Consider the following 19,391-nt stretch of genomic DNA (forward strand, 5'->3'; position numbering starts at 1 on the left):
CAGCGCGGCTATCCCGGCATCCATGCCGGGATGCCCACTCCACAATGCCTGCGTTCGGCCATCGTGGTTAACGGGGCCTCCAGATCAAAAGCAAAAGCGAGGCGGCCTGACAGCCGACCTGTCTCTCCTGCCGTACCCCGATCCAACTGTGGGAGCGGGCTTGCTCGCGAAAGCGGTGGATCAGTTTGCAATGATGTTGGATGTGCCGCCGTCATCGCGAGCAAGCTCGCTCCCACATGGGACTTTGTGCTTACCCCCGCGCATGCCAGCCCAACTGGCTTGAAATCTGTTGAGTAGCTTGCATCAGTTGCTTGACGTAGTCCTGCTTCAGCTCTTCCCGGAAGCGAAAGCACGGGAATGAAACGCTCATCCCGCCGATCACATGGCCGAAACGGTCGCGGATCGGTGCCGCGAGGCAACGCATGTTGTCTTCGAACTCTTCATGGTCCTCGGCATAACCCTGCTGGCGAACAATCTCCAGTTCCTGCAGATACGCCTCGACGCTGGTCAGGGTATTGGCCGTGCGGCGCTCGAAGCTCTCCTGCTCCAGGTGGGTCAGTAACTCGTCTTCTTCAAGCCAGGCCATCAGCACCTTACCGATGCCGGTGCAGTACAACGGCGCCCGTCGGCCGATCCGCGAGTACATGCGCAGGTTGTATTTGGAGTCGATCTTGTGCACGTAGACGATGCTGCCTTCGTCGAGAATCCCCAGGTGGACAGTCTCGCCGGTCAGCTCGTTGATCCGCCGCATGCCCGGCTCCGCTTCCCGGACGATGTCCAGGTGGGGCAGGGCCTGGGCGCCCAGTTCGAACAGCCGGACGCTGAGGCGATAGCGATCCTCGGCGTCCTGCACCACATACCCACGGGCCTTGAGCGACTGCAGGAAGCGATAAACCGTGGCCTTGGACATGTCCAGTTTGGTGGCGATTTCCGACACGCCGCTTTCTTCCGGATGCTCGGCCAGTGCCTCGAGCACGGCCATGGTCCGGCCCACCGCCGACACCAGATCGTTGTTGGGAATGACGCTGTTGTCCATGAAGGCTCCAACGTGAAAGTAAAACCCAAGGATATACGCAAGCAGAACAAAACGCTGTTTCATTTTTACTTGACGAGGCCGGGAATCTGACTAGACTCGGGCCTTGAGATAAAAATGAAACGCCGTTTTAAAAACAAGAAAGGCGCGTTGATTATGGATTTGACGCTTGACCATGGCCCGCAGACCCGCTTCGCCCGTCCGTTGAAAGTGGCGTTGGTGGGGGAATGCATGATCGAGATGCGCGGTGAGCCGGGTGCTGCGATCACGCAGACATTCGGTGGCGATACGCTCAACACCGCGGTCTACCTGGCCCGATTGAATCCCCGCAGCGCGGTGACCGTGGACTACATGACGGCCGTGGGCAGCGATGCGTTCAGCGTCGCCATGCGCCGGTCCTGGCTGGACGAGGGGATTGGTGATGCCCATGTCCGCGTGATCGAAGACGCGCTGCCGGGGCTGTATTTCATCCAGACCGATCCACACGGCGAGCGACGTTTCCTCTACTGGCGCGGGGAAGCGGCGGCGCGGCGCATGTTCGAGGGCCCCGAGGCCGACGCCATGCTCGATGCGCTGGCCGATTACGACTACGTCTACCTGAGCGGCATCAGCCTGGCGATCCTCACACCAGAAGGGCGCCAACGCTTGATCCAAGCCCTGCATAGGGCTCGTCGGGCAGGCACGCGCATCGTCTTCGACAACAATTACCGCCCTCATCTTTGGCCTGATCCCGAAACGGCCCGGCAGGCCTACTGCGACCTGTTGCGCCTGACCGACGTGGCCCTGGTCACCTGGGAAGATGACGCGACCCTGTTCGGCTATCACGACCCTGACGCCTTGTTCAGTACCTACGCCCAGGTGGGCGTGCGCGAAGTTGCCCTCAAACGTGGCGCCGCCAGCTGCTTGATCCAGTGCCCGACAGGGCGTTTCGAGGTGCCCGCGCAAACCGTTTCCCATGTCGTCGACACCACCGCTGCCGGTGATTCGTTCAGCGCCGCCTACCTGGCCTGTCGCCTGCGCGGCGGCGATCCGGAGCAGGCCGCCCGCTGGGGCCATCGCCTGGCGGCCCAGGTCGTCCAATACCGGGGCGCGCTGATTCCCCAGGCGGCCATGCCGAACATGGGCACGTCCTCACTTCCTTCTGTTGCACAGGTCTGACTTTATGAAAATCGTTGAAGCGCGCGTCATCGTCACCTGCCCGGGCCGCAACCTGGTCACCTTGAAAATCGTCACCGATGAAGGCCTCTACGGCATCGGCGATGCCACCTTGAATGGCCGCGAACTGGCGGTGGTCGCTTACCTGGAAGAACACGTCCTTCCCGCGCTGATTGGCCGCGACGCCCACCGCATCGAGGACATCTGGCAGTACCTGTATCGCGGTGCATACTGGCGTCGAGGACCGGTGACCATGACCGCCATCGCTGCCGTTGACGTGGCGCTGTGGGACATCAAGGCCAAGGCCGCGAACATGCCGTTGTACCAGTTGCTCGGCGGCAAGAGTCGCGAGCGGGTGATGGTCTACGGGCATGCCACCGGCAAGGACATCGAAGGCTGCCTGGACGAAGTCGCCCGTCACGTCGAGCTGGGCTACAAAGCCGTGCGTGTGCAATGTGGCGTGCCCGGCATTGCCACCACCTATGGCGTCGCCAAGCGCAGCGGTGAGCGTTATGAACCGGCCGACAGCGACCTGCCCGCTGAACACGTCTGGGACACTGCCAAGTACCTCAACTACGTGCCCAAGCTGTTCGCCGCCGTGCGCGAGCGCTTTGGTGATGACCTGCATATCCTCCACGATGTACACCATCGCCTGACGCCCATCGAAGCTGGGCGCCTGGGCAAGGCCGTGGAACCGTACAACCTGTTCTGGCTGGAAGACTGCACGCCAGCGGAAAACCAGCAGAGTTTTCGCCTGATCCGCCAACACACCACCACGCCCCTGGCGGTGGGCGAGGTGTTCAATTCCATCCATGACTGCCGCGAGTTGATCCAGGAGCAGTTGATCGACTACATCCGCACGACGCTGGTGCATGCCGGCGGCATCACCCATGTGCGACGCATTGCCGATTTCGCCGCGCTGTTCCAGGTGCGCACCGGTTTTCACGGCGCCACCGACCTGTCACCGGTGTGCATGGGCGCGGCCCTGCATTTCGATACGTGGGTGCCCAACTTCGGCATCCAGGAACACATGCCGCACGAAGACCGCATCGATGAAGTCTTTCCCCATGCCTATCGCTTCGAGGACGGCCACTTCACCCCGGGCGAAACACCGGGGCATGGCGTCGACATCGATGAAGACCTTGCCCGCCAATACCCCTACAAACGCGCCAGCCTGCCGGTCAACCGTCTTGAAGACGGCACGCTGTGGCATTGGTGAAGCGGTTCCAACTATTTGAGGAAACGGGGCGAACGTCCCGTCAGGAGTGACCCGATGAAAGCGTTTCAGGTAAGAGCACCCTTTGAATTCGGCCTGGCCCAGGTCGACCGGCCCGAAGTCGCCCCCGGCGAGGTCCAGGTCGATGTGGCGTACGCCGGCATCTGTGGCTCGGATATGCACATCATTCACGGGCAGAACGCATTCGTGCGTTTCCCCCGGGTCACCGGCCATGAGTTTTCCGGGGTGATCCGGCAAGTCGGTGAAGGTGTCGAGCACCTGCAGGTGGGCGACCGGGTGTGCGTCGATCCGGTGATCAGTTGCGGCACTTGTTATCCCTGCCGCATTGGCCGGCCCAACGTCTGCACGCGGCTGCAAGTGATCGGCGTGCATCGCGACGGTGGTTTCAGCGAGCAGGTTTGCGTACCGGCCGAGAATGCGCACCGCTTGCCCGATTCGATGTCCCTCAGCCACGGCGCCCTGGTCGAGCCTTATTCCATTGCCCTGAACGTACTCGATCGCATGCAGCCGCAACCGGGCGACAGCGTGTTGATCTACGGCGCCGGGGTGATCGGCCTGACCCTGGTGCAGATGGCCAAGGCGTTGGGGATGACTGACATCACCGTCACCGATGTCATCGACAGCCGCCTGGAGACGGCGCGGGCCCTGGGCGCCAGTCGGACCCTCAACGGCCAGCAAGTCGATGTCGAAGCGGTGATGCGTGAGCTGACTCAAGGCGAAGGCGTGCCATTGATTGTCGATGCCGCCTGCATCCCGGCGCTGATGCCGCAGATGGTGCGCCTGGCCTCGCCGGCTGGGCGCATCGGATTGCTGGGCTTCACTGCCACGCCCAGTGATCTGGTGCAGTTGGAAATGATCAAGAAGGAACTGACCCTGGTAGGTTCGCGGCTCAACAACCGCAAGTTCCCCCGGGTGATCGAACTGATTGCCAGCGGCCAGTTGCAGGTCCAGGACCTGATCAGTCATCGCGTCACCTTCGACGAAATGCCCGGCGCCATCGACCTCATTGAAAAACACCCCGAGCAAACCCGAAAAGTGCTGGTGGAGCTGACGAACGCCCATCCCTGAGCCGTCGGTATCACCGGTTTCACCGTGCCTGTCATGGGCACCCTCACCGAATAAACACAACAAGCGGGAGGCTCCACCATGTTTGGTCAAGGACGTAGCTTAATCATCATCATGCTGTTCCTGGCCGGGGTCATCAATTACCTCGACCGGTCGGCATTGTCTGTGGCGGCGCCTTTCATCCAGAAGGACTACGGTCTGAGTACGGGTGAGATGGGCATGATCTTCAGCAGTTTTTTCGTCGGTTATGCCGCCTTCAACTTCATCGGTGGTTGGGCCGCCGACCGTTACGGCGCCAAGACCACATTGCTGCTGGCCATGGTCTTGTGGTCGCTGTTCAGCGGTCTGACCGTGCTGACGGTGGGCTTCGCTTCGCTGGTGCTCATCCGGATCCTGTTCGGCATGGGCGAAGGGCCGCTGAGCGTCACCACCAGCAAGATGGTGAACAACTGGTACGCCCCCAAGCGCAGGGCGCGGGCGATCGGCGCGTCGATGTCCGGCACGCCGCTGGGCGGGGCGATTTCCGGTCCGGTGGTGGGCTTCATCGCCGTCACCTACGGCTGGAAGGTGTCGTTCATTATCATCATGTTGGTCGGCCTGATCTGGGCGGCGGTCTGGTACAAGTTCGTCAAGGAGAAGCCTGAAGGCGAGGGTGCCGAGGATATTCTCCGGGCCGAGGGGCAGAGCGAGCTGGCTGCACAACCGGTGTTTCCACTGCGGTTCTACCTCAAACAGCCGACGGTGCTGTTCACCTCCCTGGCGTTCTTTTCCTATAACTACACCTTGTTCTTCTTCCTGACCTGGTTCCCCAGCTACCTGACCATGGCCCACGGCTTGAACGTCAAGGACATGAGCATCGCCACGGTCATTCCCTGGGTATTGGGTTTCCTCGGTCTGGCCCTGGGCGGCTTCATCTCCGACTTTGTGTTCAAGAAAACCGGAAAGATGATGTTCTCCCGCAAAGTGGTGCTGGTGACCTGTCTGCTGGCCTGTGCCGTCTGCATCGCTTGCGCGGGGATGGTCAAGACCCTGTATCCAGCGGTGATTCTCGTCGCCTTGGCGGTGTTCTTCCTGTACCTCACCGGCGCCATCTACTGGGCGATCATCCAGGACACCGTCCCGGCGGCGCGGGTGGGCGGCGTCAGTGGTTTCATGCACTTTCTGGCGAACACCTCGGGCATCGTCGGCCCGACCCTGACGGGCTTCCTGGTGCAGTTCACCGGTTCGTTCACCAGTGCCTTCCTGCTGGCAGGGCTGTTGACCGTGATCGGTGCCGTGTGTGTCGCGCGCTACGTTAAACCGCTGTCGGTAGCGGACACCGGCAACGCGGCGGCACAAAGCCCGCAGCCCGCTTCGGCCCTGGGCCGTTCCTGAACAGAAGGAGTGAGTCGATGCCTGTTGTGAAACGTGTACCTTGCACCGGCACTGCAGCGCAGATCGGTATCGTGCACCTGGGCCTGGGCGCGTTTCACCGAGCGCACCAGGCGGTCTACCTGCAACGCCATCTCAATCGCCATGGCGACAGCGAGTGGGGCGTGTGCAGTGCCAACCTGCGCTCCAATCGCACCTTGGTCGAGCAATTGCGCGAGCAGGACGGCCGCTACCATGTGGCCGAGTACCGTGACCGCGAACAAGTGACGCTGCGCGAGATCGGGGTGTTGCGCCAGGCTTTGTATGTGGGCGAGGGCGGCGAGGAACTGGAACAGTTGCTGCAGCGCATGGCTGCGCCGCAAACGCGGATCGTCACCCTCACCGTGACCGAAAAGGGTTACTGCCTGAGCCCTTCCTCCGGGCAGTTGCGCCGGGAAGATCCGACGATTGCCCATGACATCGCCCATCCACACACGCCGCGCTCAGCCCCCGGTATTGTCCTGGAAGCCCTGCGCCGGCGACGTGCCGAGGGCGTCCCGGCCTTCACTGTATTGTGCTGTGACAACATGCCCGACAACGGCCAGCGCACCCGCCAGGCGGTGAGCGCGTTGGCGGCGTTGCAGGATGAGGCGCTGGCGCAGTGGGTCGAGCAACAGGTGGCGTTTCCCAGCTGCATGGTCGACCGCATCGTGCCGGCCATGGACGACGAATCCTTCCGCCGGCTGGCGCAGCAACTCGACTGCCACGACCGTGCGGCGGTGGTCTGTGAAAGCTTCAGCCAGTGGGTGATCGAGGACCACTTTCCCCTCGGCCGCCCGGACTGGGAAGTGGAAGGCGTGCAGATGGTGGACGACGTGCGTCCGTTTGAAACGATGAAACTGCGCATGCTCAATGGCAGCCATTCGTTGCTGGCCTACGTAGGGTTGCTGGCCGGCCATGAGTCGGTCTTCGAGGCCGTCAGCGACGTGAGGCTGGCACGCCTCATCGCGCGCTACATGGCCGAGGAGGCCGCGCCGACCCTGGACATGCCGGCCGGCATCGATCTGTCGGCGTATGCCCATGATCTGCAGGCGCGCTTTGCCAACGACAGCCTGCAACATAGGTTGCGCCAGATTGCCATGGACGGTTCGCAGAAGCTGCCGCAACGCTGGTTGCTCGGCGCGCAGCAATTGCTCGACCAGGGGCGCGACATCGACTGTACCGCGCTGGGCATCGCGGCCTGGATCCTCTACTGCACGCAACCGTTGCCCGGTCGTGCGGCGCACGTGGTTGACGACCCGCTGAGTGCCACCTTTGCCGATCTTGCGGGACGATTCGAGGGCGCATCGCGGGTGGATGCCGTTCTCGACCTGCACGAAGTCTTCCCGCCGCTGCTCTCGGCTAGCCCGGCATTTCGCGACGCCGTGCACCGCGCCTACGGCGCCTTGACGCGCGATGGCGTGGACAGCCTGTTGCACGCCCTTGCCGCATCCAACTGATAAAAAGGAGAAGAACATGGAACAGACATGGCGTTGGTTTGGCCCCAAAGACCCGATTTCCCTGGCGGACATTCGCCAGACCGGTGCGACCGGCATCGTCACCGCGCTGCACGAAATCCCCAATGGCCAGGTGTGGCCGGTGGACGCCATCGCGGCGCGTAAACAGATGATCGAAGCGGCCGGCCTGAGCTGGTCGGTGGTGGAAAGCATTCCGGTGCACGAAGACATCAAGCGCGGCTGCGGACGGCGCGACGAGTACATCGCCAACTACCAGCAAAGCGTGCGTAACCTGGCGAGCTGCGGCATCGATATCGTCTGCTACAACTTCATGCCGGTGCTGGACTGGACCCGAACCGATTTGTCCTTTGAGCTGGCGGATGGCGGTTGGGCCTTGCGTTTCGATCAAACCGCGTTTGCCGCCTTCGACCTGTTCATCCTCCAGCGCCCGGGTGCGCAGGCTGAATACAGCGCCGAGGACATCCAGCAGGCCAAGGCCTACTTCGAACAACTGACGCCGGCCCGGCGCGAAACCCTGGTCAACACTCTGATCGCCGGCTTGCCCGGCGCCGAGGAACACTACAGCCTGGACAACTTCCGTGACTTGCTGCGGACCTACGCCGACATCGACGAGGCCAAGTTGCGCGAACACCTGGGGTATTTTCTGCGGGCGGTGATCCCGGTTGCCGAGGAGGTGGGTGTGCGCATGGCAATCCACCCGGACGACCCGCCCCGGGCACTGCTCGGCTTGCCCCGCATCCTGTCCACCGCTGAAGACGCCCAATGGCTGCTGGACGCGGCGCCAAGCCCGGCCAATGGCCTGACGTTCTGCACCGGCTCCTATGGCGTGCGCGAAGACAACGACTTGGTAGCGATGGCCAAGCACTTTGCGCCGTTCATCTACTTCACCCACCTGCGTTCAACCCGCCGGGAAACCGACCCCCGCAGCTTCCATGAAGCCCATCACCTGGACGGCGACGTCGACATGGTCGGGGTCATCAGCGCCTTGGTGGCTGAAGAGCGCCGACGTGAACGCGAAGGCGGCCCGCGCTTGCCGCTGCGTCCCGACCATGGGCATCAACTGCTGGACGACCAGCACCGCAAAAGCAATCCCGGCTACTCACTGATCGGCCGCCTCAAGGGCCTGGCGGAAATCCGCGGCGTGGAACTGGCCGTGCGCCGACAGCTGGGTTAGACAACAACACGCCCTGTTTAGGGCAGGAACCCCGTGGCGAGGGAGCTTGCTCCCTCGCCACGAAATGCCTGGGGGGATTCTCGGGCTAACGCAGTTCACTGTGGGAGCGAGCTTGCTCGCGAAGCGGTATTTCACCCTGCGCAGAGATTGACTGTGCCACCGCCATCGCGAGCAAGCTCGCTCCCACAAGGGCTCAGTCTTCGAGCCCGCGCCGCTCGATCACGCCGAACACATCCGCGACATCCTGCACCAGGATCCTGGCGACATTGGTGATGGTGTTGAGGTCGCTGGCCGCTGAATCACGCAGGCTGCTGCACGCCACCAAGGTCAGGTAGTCGAGCGTGGCGTGCAGGCGTTCGCTGGCACAGGCATGGAGTTCGGGGAGCGGGGCTTGGGTGTCGATCAGCAGGACGGGGTGGGTGGTGGCGGTTTGAGTGAGAGGTGTGAAGCGACTGGATGGTTGATTCGTTGTCATAAGGTTGCACTCATTTGATAGAAATAATCGCCACCTTTTTGCTGCGAATCAAATGGGTGGCAGTTGCGCGAGGGTTCGCAGACCGAGGAACCAATCCAAAACTCGGCAGACCCGAAAGTCTCCCGCGCGCAACCGCCATAAAATGAAAGCGGGCAAGTTTGCCTGAATTTCATTTGACGGTATCTAGATTTGTTCACTCGGGCTGCGAAACCCAGCCACCGGCCAAAGCCAGCGACGACCCAACTATAGAAGTCGATCCTGGCCCCCACAACCGACCTGTAGGACGCACGCATCCCCTGTGGCGAGGGAGCTTGCTCCCGCTCGGCTGCGCAGCAGCCGCAAAACCGGCCCCTGCGCAGTACCTGGCGAAAAGAGGCGCCTGGTTTAGGGCCGCTTCGCGCCCCAGCGGGAGCAAGCTCCCTCGCCACGGGAGGTAAATTCCTACGAGATTTTCGGACCGTCTCTTGCCGCTACCACTGAAGTGCGCGGATCTCTGTGGGAGCAAAGCTTGCTCGCGATGCAGGCGCCTCGTTTCCCCGAAAGACCGCGTCATCTTCATCGTGGGCAAGCCTTACTCCCACAGGAGGCCTGCGGTGAGCTTTATTGGATTTTTCTAGCGACAACCGCGAAAAAAGCCCTGATATCCTCCGCCAACAACTCAGGCTGCTCCAATGCAGCAAAATGACCACCCTGGGGCATCTCGGTCCAGCGTTTCACTTCGCAGCTCAGTTGCCTGCATGGCGAGTGCGCAGCTAATGTAGCCGCGATGGCGTGCTTGATGCTGGCTGAATACAGCGGCTTAAAAAACGGAAATCCTAACGAAGGAGTTGTACATGGCACGCTATTTCAAAAGCCCGGACAGTGATCAAATTGAAGAAGTGGACGCGTTCCAGGTGTTGGCGATCCTGTTCTTGGGCGTGATCTATCTGTTTTTCACAGGGCTATGGCGACACTTGTTGATCTGGCTCGGCATTGTGGCGATCGGGCTTGTGGCTGGACCGCAATGGATGGCTGGGGCAACGGCGCTGCTGCATGTCGTTTACTGTTTCATGATCCGCAAGATTGTCGCGCAGGATTATTTGCGCAAGGGCTGGGTTGAGGTCGCTGATCCGAAAGCGGTTGCTGGGAATTGAAGGCAAAGTCTTCAAGACGTCGTTTCGATCAAGTTCAAGCGGGGCGCTAAGGATGCATGAAGGTCACCACGGAAGCTGCCTGTGCGGTGAGATCCGTTATGAAATTTCGGCCGAATTGAAGGCGTTGACCCACTGTCATTGCAGGCGTTGCCAGAAAGCGCATGGTGCCGCGTTCGCGACCTATGCCAGCGTCCCGGCTGCATCATTGCGAGTCTCGGCAAATGGGAATGCGCTCCGGTTGTATGAGTCCGAAACGGGCGTCAAGCGGCAGTTCTGCGGAGCATGCGGTTCAAGCTTGTTCTGGTCGGACCCTCACGGCGCGTATCCAGACTGGATATCGGTTGCCGTGGCCACTCTCGATACCGAATTCAAACCCCACAAACAACAGCATGGCTACCGCGAAACCCGCTTTGATTGGCTCGTCTTGCCGGATTGCGTTGAGCCGATTTGGCTTGAGAAGCCTTAAGCAACCAGGTCTTCTCTCAGGACAACAGGATGATTCCAAACAAAGCTTGTCCCATCATTCTTTCTCACACTCACCCGCCGCGAATCTTGTTATTCCATCACCCATTGGCAGGTGTGCAAATTGTGAAGGGAACGATTGAGGTCGATGAATCTGCCCGACAGGCCGCACTGCGTGAGCTGAATGAGGAAGCTGGTATCGACTGCGCTGCAATCTCGGCAGACCTCGGATGCTGGGACGCTGATCATCTTGCCCAAGTATGGTCATTCCATTTATGTGAGCCGAGGATCGCGCTCCCAGAGCAATGGACATACAACACGTGTGACGGCGGCGGTCTTTCCTTCGAGTTTTTTTGGGCAGCTTTCGACGATTTACCTTATGACCAATGTCATCCTGTCTTTTGCCGAGCACTACGTTTTTTGACCGTTACCCTGGAAGCGTCTGGGTATTTGCGGCAGTGCTAACTGGATCTGAGCGACTGAAACCCCGCCCATCCCAATCCTGATCAATATGCGTCAACAACCAATCGACAAAAACCTGCGTCTCAACCACCGCATTCTCGGCAACCCCGTAGTAATAGCGGGCCAACGGCAGGCGCAACGACGGCAGTGGACAGGCCAAGCGCCCATTGGACAAATCCCTACCCAACAGCGAAGCCGGACACAACGCCACGCCCAGGCCATCGACAGCGGCCTGGAGCACAAGGTGCATGTGATCGAATTGCAGGGTCGGCGGATTGTTCAATGGATCGATTCCGGCCTGTTCCACCCAATCTTGCCAATCGCTGCTGCGCGTCCTGCCCGACAACAAGGTGTGCCGGGTCAGGTCGTGGACGTTTTCCAATGGCACGCTTTGCAGCAGCGACGGTGCGGCGACCAGCAGCAGGTGGTCCTCCAACAACACGGTGGGCTGTACATCGGCTGACCAGCCGGCGTGTCCACGACGAATGACCACGTCGAACATTTCCCGCGATGGATCGGGAGACCGGGTGCTGGTGACGACCTCGGGCTTGATGCCCGGATGGCGCGCCATGAAGTCCGGCAGTCTGGGGATGAGCCAGCGCACCGCGAAGGAAGGGCGCACGTTGATGATCACTTTGCGCTGGGCCGCGTGGCGCGTCAGCGCGGTGGCGGCGTTGGCGATCTGGGTCAGTGCCTCGCTGACCTGTTCGTAGAAAACCCGACCGGCCGGGGTGAGCAAGGATTGCCGGGTTCGACGTTCGAACAGCAGTACGCCCAAGCGCTCTTCGAGCAACTTTACGTGACGGCTGACGGCGCTGTGGCTGACGTGCAGCTCTTCGGCGGCGCGACTGAAACTCTGGTGGCGAGCGGCAGCGGCGAAAGCGCGAACGGCGTTCAACGGGGGGAGGTTGGCAATCATGCGTCTAATTTAGTCACATATGAGGTGCAATTAAAGCGTTTGTCAGCCCCCATGCGCCTCGCCACTCTGAAAGCCACAGTAATTTGCCTTTAATGGGGAGTGGTGCATGGCCGGTTACGGACTTTTTCTGATCCTGGCGACCCTGACGGTGCTCAGCCCGGGTCCTGGCGTGGTGCTGACGCTGTCCAATGCCTTGCGCCATGGTTGGCGCGGGGCATTGCCGGGCATCTTCGGTATCGCGTCGGGGGCGTTTATCGTGGCGGGTATTTGCGCCAGCAGCCTGGGGTTGCTCCTGGCCGCCTCGGCGACGGCTTTCACCGTGCTCAAATACATCGGGGCGCTGTACTTGTTGTACTTGGGCATCAAGATGTGGCGTACCCAGCGCTTTATTCCCGAACTCACAGCTACGTCGCCGCGCCCGTGGCGGCGATTCGGCGAGGCGCTGTCGATTCAGTTGCTCAACCCCAAGGCGGGGTTTTTCTTCCTGGCGGTGTTCCCTCAGTTCATCAAGCCGGAGGGCGATTATTACCGCCAGTTTTTCCTGCTGGTGGCGTCCTATGGCGTGCTTGTGGTCCTGGTGCATTCCGGCTATGCGCTCATGGCCAATGGCGCCAGGGGCTGGCTCTCGTCGAGCCAGGGCGCCAGGATTGTCGGCAAATTGTCGGGCATCACCTTCCTGGGCTTTGGTGCGTTGATGGCGTCTGCCAGCAAGTGATGAGACCTATCAACGTCGCCCCGTCCGCGTACTCACATCCACCCACACCGCCAGCACCAAGATGCTGCCTTTGACGATCATCTGCCAGTAGCTGTCGACGTCGAGCATCGACATGCCGTTGTCCAGGCTGGTGATCACCAGCGCGCCGAGCAGCGCACCGTAGACCGTGCCGGAGCCGCCGCGCATGGAGGTGCCGCCGATGAAGCAGGCCGCGATGGCGTCGAGTTCGCCCATGTTGCCGGCCGAGGGCGAGCCGGCGGCCAGGCGTGCGGTGTTGACCATGCCGGCGAGGGCGCACATCACGCCCATGATGCCGAAGATCCACAGCTTCACCGCTTGCACGTTGATGCCGGACAGGCGCGTGGCTTCCATGTTGCTGCCTACCGAGTAGACGCGGCGGCCGAACACGGTCTGGCTGGTGACGTAGCTGAACACCCCCAGCAGGATCAGCAGGAGCAGCACCGGCACCGGAATGCCGTCGTAGCTGTTGAGGGTATAGACGAACCCGGCCAGCACCGCGCCGATCACCACCACGCGCAACACGTCGCGCACCAGGGAATGCGCCGCCAAGCCATGGAGGGCGCGGTTGCGCCGTTGTTTCCAGGTCAGGAACAGGGTCAGGGCGAACAGCAGGATGCCGAGCCCGGTCCCGACCGTGTGCGGCAAGTAACCCTGGCCGACGTAGACCAGTTCCGGTGACACCGGGGCAATGGTGGTGCCGCCGGTCACGCCCAACAGGACGCCGCGAAACGCGAGCATGCCACCCAGCCCGACGATGAACGATGGAATGCGCAGGTAGGCGGTCATGTAGCCGTTGCCCAAGCCGATCACCAAGCCGCACAAGGCCACCAGGCTGAGGTTCGCCAGCAATGGGATGTGATAGACCACATCGAGGATCGCCGCCAGGCCACCTAATAGCCCAAGCAATGAGCCCACCGACAGGTCGATCTCGCCGCTGATGATCACCAGCACCATGCCGCAAGCGAGGATCCCGGTGATGGACATCTGCCGCAGCAGGTTGGAAAGGTTGCGCGGGGTCAGGAACCCACCGTCGGTCTGCCAGCTGAAGAACAGCCAGATCAGCGCCACGGCGATCACCAGCGCGAGCATTTTGTAGCGGGAAAACAGCTGTTTGACCTGATTCATCTACGCAGACTTCCGATCATTATTGTTATGGCCATCGGGATGGCTGAGCGCGGCGGCGAGCACTTGTTCCTGGGTGAGTTCGTGGTTGATGAAGTCCCCGCGCAACTGGCCTTCGCCAATCACCAGGACGCGGTCGGAAACCCCCAGGACTTCGGCCAGCTCCGAGGACACCATGATGATCGACACGCCTTCGGCCGCCAGCGCGCCCATCAACTTGTAGATCTCATACTTGGCACCGACGTCGACGCCACGGGTGGGCTCATCGAGGATCAGCACGCGGGGCTTGGTCAGGAGCATTTTCGCCAACACGGCTTTTTGCTGGTTGCCGCCGGAGAGGCTGGTGATCGGCAGGAACGGGCTCGCGGTCTTGAGGTGCATGCGCGCGATTTCCTTGTCGATGCTGCCCAGTTCGGCTTCGGCGTCGATGCGGGTCAGTTTCGCGTAGTTGTCCAGCACCGCCAGGGTGATGTTCTGGCCCACGCCCAGATCTGGAATGATGCCTTGGCGCTTGCGGTCTTCGGGGACCATGCACAGACCCGCGCGGATCGACTTGAGCGGCGTGCGCGTGTCTATTTGTTGGCCGCCCAGCCAGACTTCGCCTTCGTAGCGACCGGGGTAGGCGCCAAACAGCGCCGAGACCAGTTCCGTGCGGCCGGCACCGACCAGCCCGGCGATGCCGAGGATTTCCCCGCGCTTGAGGACAAATGAAATGTCGTCGACCCGTTTGCGCTTGGGGTTGTCGACGTCGTAGCAGGTGACGTGGCGCGCCTCGAAAATCACCTCGCCGACGTCATGGGGTTCGGTGGGGTAGAGGTTGCTCATTTCCCGCCCGACCATCTGGGTGATGATCCTGGGAATGTCCATGTCCGCCATGGCGGTGGTGGCGATGTGTTTGCCATCGCGGATCACCGAGATGGTGTCGCACACGGCGGCCACTTCATCGAGTTTGTGGGAGATGTAGACGCAGGCAACGCCTTTGGCCTTGAGGTCGCGGATGATGTCCAGCAGCACCTCGATTTCCGAGCGGGTCAGGGCCGAGGAGGGCTCGTCGAGGATCAGCAGCCGCGCCTGCTTGTTCAGTGCCTTGGCAATTTCCACCAGTTGCTGGTAGCCACCGCCGTACTGCGAAACCGGCAATGAGACGTTCATGTCCGGCACTTTGAGCTCACGCATCAGGGCTTCGGCGCGATGGATCATCGCCGGGTAGTTCATGCGTCCGCCAGGCAGCGTCAGCTCGTGGCCCATGAAGATGTTTTCGGCCACCGACAGGTCGGGGACCAGGGTCAGTTCCTGGTGAATGATGACGATCCCGGCGGCTTCGGTTTCGCTGATGGACTGCGCCTTGAGCGGCTGGCCGTCCCAAATGATTTCGCCTTCCCAGGTGCCGTAAGGGTAGACCGCCGACAGCACTTTCATCAGCGTGGATTTGCCCGCGCCGTTTTCACCGCACAGGCCGACACACTCACCCGGCCTGACCTTGATGTCGATGCCGTTCAGGGCTTTGACACCGTCAAAGGTTTTGACGATGCCGTTCATTTGCAGCAGGTAGTCGGACATGGCAAGGACTCTTGGAAAAGGGGCTCACACCTAGGCAGTGGGGCAGGCAGTCTGTGGGAGCGAGCTTGCTCGCGATAGCGGTGGCTCAGCTTGCATCAATATCGGATGGGCTGCCGTCATCGCGAGCAAGCTCGCTCCCACAGGTTTTTGCTTGATTGCCTGGTCAAGTCACTGCCCGGCGATCTGCGCCTTGGTATAGAACCCGTCCTTTTCCAGCAGGTCGATGTTGTCCTTGGTCAACGGAGTAGGGGTGAGCAGGATGGTGTCGACTTTCTTGCTGCCATTGTCGTATTGCGAGCTGAAGGTCGGTTTCTCGTTACGCGCCAGTTGCACCGAGAGCTTGGCGGCTTCGGTGGCAATCAGTTTCAGCGGCTTGTAGACGGTCATGGTCTGGGTGCCATCGATCACGCGCTTGACCGCCGCGAGGTCGGCGTCCTGGCCCGAGATCGGCACCTTGCCGGCCATCTTCTGTGCTGCCAGGGCCTGGATGGCGCCGCCGGCGGTGGCGTCGTTGGAGGCGACGATGCCATCGATTTTGTTGTTGTTCCGGGTCAGGGCGTTTTCCACGATGCTCAACGCTTCGGTGGGGTTCCATTCCTTCACCCACTGCTGGCCGACAATCTTGATGTCACCCTTGTCGATGGCTGGTTGCAGCACTTTCATCTGGCCTTCGCGCAGGACCTTGGCGTTGTTGTCCGTGGGCGCGCCACCGAGCAGGAAGTAGTTGCCCTTGGGCGCGGCTTTCAGCACGCCGCTGGCCTGCATCTCGCCGACCTTTTCGTTATCGAAGGAAATGTAGGCGTCGATGTCGGCGTTGAGGATCAGTCGGTCGTAGGACACCACCTTGATCCCGGCCTTCTTGGCTTCGGCGACGGCGTTGGTCAGCACGGTGGCGTTGAACGGCACGATGACGATCACATCGACACCACGGGAGATCAGGTTTTCGATCTGCGAGATCTGCTTCTGCTCGTTGGCATCGGCGGATTGGACGAAGACCTTGGCATCGAGTTTTTCCGCCGCCGCGACGAAGTAGTCACGGTCCCGCGACCAGCGTTCCAGGCGCAGGTCATCGATGGAAAAACCGATTTTCGGATGGGCCGCATCGGCCATGACCGGAAGCGAGAGCAGGGCGAGGGCGCCGGCGAGCAGGGTACGTTTGAATGTTTTCATGTAGTGCGTCCTTTTATTGTTGTTTGAAAGACACTGCCTGACGATGAGCGTGATACCGGGTAGAACTGTAGAGCGTTGTAGGGCGCCGTGGGCACAGATTTGTCGCGAGAATGTAACAGCCCCTGTGCCCCGAACGGCGCCCCGTTGTCAGGGGTAGATAAACCGATTGACCACGTTTTCGAGCATTTCCTGGCGACCGCTGACGGCCTGGGGATTGAGCTCGTTGGTAAAGGCGTGCTCGGCCAGCGATTCAAGGCTGAAGTCGCCAGCTATCACTGCCTTGCCAAACGGCTTCTGCCAGCCGGCGTAGCGCTGGTCCTTGAATTGTTGCAACTGATCGTTCTGCACCATGGCTGCCGCGCGCTCCAGGGCGAGGGCGAGGACGTCCATGGCGGCGACATGGCCGTGGAACAGATCGATATCGTCCACGCTCTGGCGCCGAACCTTGGAGTCGAAGTTGAACCCGCCATTGCCGAAGCCCCCGGCCTTGAGGATTTCATAGGTGGCCAGGGTCATTTCCTCGACGCTGTTGGGGAACTGGTCGGTGTCCCAGCCGTTCTGCGGATCGCCGCGGTTGGCGTCGATGCTGCCGAAAATGCCCAGGGAGACAGCCGTGGCGATCTCGTGATGGAAGCTGTGGCCGGCCAGGGTGGCGTGGTTGGCTTCGATGTTGACCTTGATCTCGTTCTCCAGGCCGAACTGCTGCAGGAAGCCGAACACCGTGGCGCTGTCGTAATCGTATTGGTGCTTGGTCGGCTCCTGGGGCTTGGGTTCGATCAGCAGGTCGCCCTTGAAGCCGATCTTGTGCTTGTGCTCGACCACCATGCGCATGAAGCGGCCCAACTGTTCGCGCTCTTGTTTCAAGTCGGTATTGAGCAGGGTTTCGTAGCCTTCACGACCGCCCCACAACACGTAGTTGGCGCCCTTGAGGCGTTGGGTGGCGTTCATGGCGCTGAACACTTGCGCGGCGGCGCAGGCGAACACTTCCGGATCGGGGTTACTGGCGGCGCCTGCGGCAAAGCGCGGGTTGCTGAAGCAGTTGGCGGTGCCCCACAGCAGCTTGATCCCGGTCTGTTCCTGATGGCGCTCCAGGTGGTCGACCATCTGGGCGAAGTGGTTGCGGTACTCCTTCAGCGAATTGCCTTCCGGGGCGACGTCGGTGTCGTGGAAGCAGTAGTAGTCGATGCCCAGTTTGGAGAAGAACTCAAAGGCCGCTTCGGCCTTGCCGATGGCCACTTCCATCGGATCCCCGGCGTGCTGCCATGGGCGCTTGAAGGTACCGGCACCGAACACATCCGACCCCGGCCAGACGAAGGTGTGCCAGTAGCAGACCGCCATGCGCAGGTGCTCGCGCATGGGTTTACCGAGCACCAACTTGTTGGCGTCGTAGTGACGGAAGGCAAGCGACGAATCGCTGGTGGGGCCTTCATAGCGAATCTTGTCGACACCGGGGAAGTACGGCATGAGCGGGTTTCCTTTTTATTCTTGGCGGTGTCCCGATACTAACGCCGGCCCCGTGGCTGCTGATTATGAAAATCACCAACGGGCAGTTCGATTTTGAGTATTGAGATTCGCTGTCCGCGCGCCTAGTCTGTGTCGACCGGCACAGGGTTAAACCAATGAAAACCGTCCCGCCCGTTCACCGCATTGCGTTGCTGTTCAATGGCAGCAAGATCTACGACCGCGGCATCATCAGTGGTATCGGCAACTACCTGAGCAGCACGCGTGCGTCCTGGGACTTGTTTCTCGAGGAAGATTTTCTCTGCCGTTTGAAAGGCATCGAGCGCTGGCAGGGCGACGGGATCATTGCCGATTTCGACGACCCGCTGATCGGCGAGGCGCTGGCCGGGATCAAGCTGCCGGTGGTGGCGGTGGGCGGTTCCTATCAGGATGAACGCGCCTACCCGAAGGGCATTCCCTACGTCGCCACCGACAATGATGCATTGATGAAATTGGCCTATGAGCACCTGATCGAGGCCGGGCTGACCCGTTTCGCCTGTTTCAGCCTGCCTGAAGCACAAGCCAATCGCTGGGCCCAGGAACGGGAGAAAGCCTTTCGCCGGCTGGTGCAGCGCGATGGCCTGCACGCCGAGGTCTATCGTGGCATGGGCACCAGCGCACCGCTCTGGGACAGCGCCGTCGAACAGCAGATCGCCTGGCTGCAAAGCCTGCCCAAACCTATCGGCATCATCGCCGTCAGCGACGCCCGCGCCCGGCAACTGCTGCAAGCTTGCCTGACAGCCGGGATCGCCGTGCCGGAGCAAGTGGCGTTGATCGGCATCGACAACGATCCCCTGACCCGCAGCCTGACGCGGGTGCCATTGAGCTCGGTGATCCAAGGCACCGAGACCATGGGCCGCACCGCCGCACGCCTGCTCCATCAGATGCTGCACGGCATGCCGTCCACGGGCACGCAGATTCTGGTCCCGCCGGATGCGATCAATGTGCAGGTATCGAGCCTGCATCAACCGTTGGGCAACCCTTATGTCATGCAGGCACTGCTCTTCATCCGCCAATACGCCTGCCAGGGCATCAAGACGGCCCAAGTGGCGGCTTATGTAGGGGTATCGCGTTCATCGCTGGAGGCGCATTTTCGCAAGGAGCGGGGTTGTAGCGTCCACGACGAAATCCTGCGCTTCAAACTGGCCGCCGCCGCCAACGGACTGGAAAACACCAACGCGCCGATTGCCGACATCGCCCAGAATTGCGGCTTTAAATCGGCGCAATACCTGCACACCGTGTTCCGCCGCGAATTCGGCTGCACGCCCCGGGAGTACCAGCAGGGGACAAATACGGCCACTCACTGACCCACCATCGAACC

Annotated in this window: 18 protein-coding genes; 11 read left to right on the top strand and 7 right to left on the bottom strand. The window is 61.3% G+C overall.

Annotation, left to right across the window (positions count from 1 at the left end; all coding sequences use genetic code 11):
* Positions 1 to 250: 250 nt before the first annotated feature.
* The gene (gene kdgR, locus AC3A5O_RS13455; protein WP_122566360.1) at positions 251 to 1,036 is read right to left on the bottom strand and encodes a DNA-binding transcriptional regulator KdgR; all 786 of its coding nucleotides are present in this window, start codon (positions 1,034 to 1,036) and stop codon (positions 251 to 253) included.
* 153 nt (positions 1,037 to 1,189) lie between these two features.
* On the opposite strand from kdgR, the gene AC3A5O_RS13460 reads away from it, so the two are divergent.
* The 6 genes from AC3A5O_RS13460 to uxuA all read left to right on the top strand — a co-directional run bounded on the left by AC3A5O_RS13460 (position 1,190) and on the right by uxuA (position 8,531).
* Positions 1,190 to 2,191 (top strand): sugar kinase, encoded by a 1,002-nt coding sequence (locus AC3A5O_RS13460; protein ID WP_305470660.1) that lies wholly within the window; start codon positions 1,190 to 1,192, stop codon positions 2,189 to 2,191.
* 4 nt (positions 2,192 to 2,195) lie between these two features.
* Positions 2,196 to 3,407, top strand: a complete 1,212-nt coding sequence (gene manD, locus AC3A5O_RS13465; RefSeq protein ID WP_060742694.1) for a D-mannonate dehydratase ManD — start codon at positions 2,196 to 2,198, stop codon at positions 3,405 to 3,407.
* A 54-nt stretch (positions 3,408 to 3,461) separates the two neighbouring features.
* The gene (locus tag AC3A5O_RS13470) at positions 3,462 to 4,493 is read left to right on the top strand and encodes a Zn-dependent oxidoreductase (RefSeq protein WP_305481416.1); all 1,032 of its coding nucleotides are present in this window, start codon (positions 3,462 to 3,464) and stop codon (positions 4,491 to 4,493) included.
* A gap of 78 nt (positions 4,494 to 4,571) precedes the next feature.
* Positions 4,572 to 5,864, top strand: a complete 1,293-nt coding sequence (locus AC3A5O_RS13475) for an MFS transporter (protein WP_122566363.1) — start codon at positions 4,572 to 4,574, stop codon at positions 5,862 to 5,864.
* 17 nt (positions 5,865 to 5,881) lie between these two features.
* Positions 5,882 to 7,339 carry a mannitol dehydrogenase family protein gene (locus AC3A5O_RS13480; protein WP_122566364.1) on the top strand — a complete coding sequence of 486 codons (1,458 nt, stop codon included), beginning with the start codon at positions 5,882 to 5,884 and terminating at the stop codon, positions 7,337 to 7,339.
* A 16-nt stretch (positions 7,340 to 7,355) separates the two neighbouring features.
* Positions 7,356 to 8,531 carry a mannonate dehydratase gene (uxuA, locus tag AC3A5O_RS13485; protein ID WP_122566365.1) on the top strand — a complete coding sequence of 392 codons (1,176 nt, stop codon included), beginning with the start codon at positions 7,356 to 7,358 and terminating at the stop codon, positions 8,529 to 8,531.
* Between the two features lie 193 nt (positions 8,532 to 8,724).
* Here uxuA and AC3A5O_RS13490 read toward each other — a convergent pair whose 3' ends face one another.
* Entirely contained in the window at positions 8,725 to 9,006 is a 282-nt protein-coding gene (locus tag AC3A5O_RS13490; RefSeq protein WP_305481420.1) for a fructose-bisphosphate aldolase, read from the bottom strand.
* Between the two features lie 833 nt (positions 9,007 to 9,839).
* Between AC3A5O_RS13490 and AC3A5O_RS13495 the strand changes: the two genes are divergently transcribed.
* The 3 genes from AC3A5O_RS13495 to AC3A5O_RS13505 are packed head-to-tail and all read left to right on the top strand — an operon-like array spanning position 9,840 to position 11,066.
* Positions 9,840 to 10,139: a DUF2628 domain-containing protein gene (locus tag AC3A5O_RS13495; RefSeq protein ID WP_305470663.1), complete on the top strand. Its 300-nt coding sequence runs from the start codon at positions 9,840 to 9,842 to the stop codon at positions 10,137 to 10,139.
* Between the two features lie 52 nt (positions 10,140 to 10,191).
* Positions 10,192 to 10,605 (top strand): GFA family protein, encoded by a 414-nt coding sequence (locus tag AC3A5O_RS13500; RefSeq protein WP_305492205.1) that lies wholly within the window; start codon positions 10,192 to 10,194, stop codon positions 10,603 to 10,605.
* A 29-nt stretch (positions 10,606 to 10,634) separates the two neighbouring features.
* The gene (locus AC3A5O_RS13505) at positions 10,635 to 11,066 is read left to right on the top strand and encodes an NUDIX hydrolase (protein WP_305492206.1); all 432 of its coding nucleotides are present in this window, start codon (positions 10,635 to 10,637) and stop codon (positions 11,064 to 11,066) included.
* Here AC3A5O_RS13505 and gcvA read toward each other — a convergent pair.
* Positions 11,029 to 11,982 carry a transcriptional regulator GcvA gene (gene gcvA, locus AC3A5O_RS13510; protein ID WP_487753281.1) on the bottom strand — a complete coding sequence of 318 codons (954 nt, stop codon included), beginning with the start codon at positions 11,980 to 11,982 and terminating at the stop codon, positions 11,029 to 11,031. The two genes, AC3A5O_RS13505 and gcvA, sit on opposite strands and share 38 nt — an antisense overlap.
* A 106-nt stretch (positions 11,983 to 12,088) precedes the next feature.
* Between gcvA and AC3A5O_RS13515 the strand changes: the two genes are divergently transcribed.
* The gene (locus AC3A5O_RS13515; RefSeq protein ID WP_305470666.1) at positions 12,089 to 12,697 is read left to right on the top strand and encodes a LysE family translocator; all 609 of its coding nucleotides are present in this window, start codon (positions 12,089 to 12,091) and stop codon (positions 12,695 to 12,697) included.
* A gap of 9 nt (positions 12,698 to 12,706) precedes the next feature.
* Here AC3A5O_RS13515 and AC3A5O_RS13520 read toward each other — a convergent pair whose 3' ends face one another.
* The 4 genes from AC3A5O_RS13520 to xylA all read right to left on the bottom strand — a co-directional run bounded on the left by AC3A5O_RS13520 (position 12,707) and on the right by xylA (position 18,034).
* Positions 12,707 to 13,843, bottom strand: a complete 1,137-nt coding sequence (locus AC3A5O_RS13520) for a sugar ABC transporter permease (RefSeq protein ID WP_122566374.1) — start codon at positions 13,841 to 13,843, stop codon at positions 12,707 to 12,709.
* Entirely contained in the window at positions 13,844 to 15,400 is a 1,557-nt protein-coding gene (xylG, locus tag AC3A5O_RS13525) for a D-xylose ABC transporter ATP-binding protein (RefSeq protein WP_122566375.1), read from the bottom strand.
* Between the two features lie 168 nt (positions 15,401 to 15,568).
* Positions 15,569 to 16,570 carry a D-xylose ABC transporter substrate-binding protein gene (gene xylF / locus AC3A5O_RS13530; RefSeq protein WP_122566376.1) on the bottom strand — a complete coding sequence of 334 codons (1,002 nt, stop codon included), beginning with the start codon at positions 16,568 to 16,570 and terminating at the stop codon, positions 15,569 to 15,571.
* Positions 16,571 to 16,717: 147 nt separating this feature from the next.
* On the bottom strand, positions 16,718 to 18,034 hold the full coding sequence (gene xylA, locus AC3A5O_RS13535; RefSeq protein WP_122566377.1) for a xylose isomerase: 1,317 nt from the start codon (positions 18,032 to 18,034) through the stop codon (positions 16,718 to 16,720).
* A gap of 155 nt (positions 18,035 to 18,189) precedes the next feature.
* Between xylA and AC3A5O_RS13540 the strand changes: the two genes are divergently transcribed.
* Positions 18,190 to 19,377: a XylR family transcriptional regulator gene (locus AC3A5O_RS13540; protein ID WP_122566378.1), complete on the top strand. Its 1,188-nt coding sequence runs from the start codon at positions 18,190 to 18,192 to the stop codon at positions 19,375 to 19,377.
* Positions 19,378 to 19,391: the final 14 nt, after the last annotated feature.

The organism is Pseudomonas sp. Soil_N_39, from assembly GCF_057655955.1.